This is a genomic window from Nonomuraea purpurea (genome assembly GCF_042650645.1).
GTDB lineage: Bacteria > Actinomycetota > Actinomycetes > Streptosporangiales > Streptosporangiaceae > Nonomuraea > Nonomuraea purpurea.
On the sequence record NZ_JBHSBI010000096.1, the window covers coordinates 1 to 895 of the forward strand.

Annotated in this window: 1 protein-coding gene; it reads left to right on the top strand. The window is 69.2% G+C overall.

What is annotated here, in order from left to right; all coding sequences use genetic code 11:
- The coding region (locus ACFOY2_RS54680; RefSeq protein WP_379536116.1) for an FtsK/SpoIIIE domain-containing protein at nucleotides 1-895 on the top strand (895 nt) is incomplete at both ends.

An 895-nucleotide genomic window follows, 5' to 3' on the forward strand; every position in this document is an offset into this window, starting at 1 on the left:
CCGGGCAAGTCGGCGATCGGGGTGGAGATCCCGAACGCCGACAAGGACCTGGTGGCGCTCGGTGACGTGCTGCGCGCCCAGGTCGCCCAGGCCGACCACCACCCGATGATCGTCGGCCTGGGCAAGGACGTCGAGGGCCGCACCATCGTCGCCAACCTCGCCAAGATGCCCCACCTGCTCATCGCGGGCGCCACCGGCGCCGGCAAGTCGGTCTGCGTCAACGGGCTGATCACCAGCATCCTGATGCGCGCCACCCCCGACGAGGTGCGCATGGTGCTGGTCGACCCCAAACGCGTCGAGCTGAGCGTCTACGAGGGCATCCCCCACCTGATCACGCCCATCATCACCAACCCGAAGAAGGCCGCAGAGGCCCTCGAATGGGTGGTGGGGGAGATGGACCGGCGCTACGACGACCTGGCGGCGTCGGGGTTCCGGCACGTGGACGAGTTCAACAAGGCCGTGCGGGCGGGCAAGCTGCAGCCGCCGCCGGGCAGCGAGCGGGTGTACCAGCCGTACCCGTACCTGCTGGTGATCGTGGACGAGCTGGCCGACCTCATGATGGTGGCGCCGCGCGACGTGGAGGACTCCATCGTGCGCATCACGCAGCTCGCCCGCGCCGCCGGCATCCACCTGGTGATCGCCACCCAGCGGCCCTCCGTGGACGTCGTCACCGGCCTGATCAAGGCGAACGTGCCCTCCAGGCTGGCGTTCGCGGTCTCCAGCCTCACCGACTCGCGGGTCATCCTCGACCAGCCGGGCGCCGACAAGCTGGTCGGCCAGGGTGACGCGCTGTTCCTGCCGATGGGCGCGAGCAAGCCCATCCGCATCCAGAACGCGTACGTCTCGGAGAAGGAGATCGCCGAGATCGTCACGCACTGCAAGACGCAGATGCAGG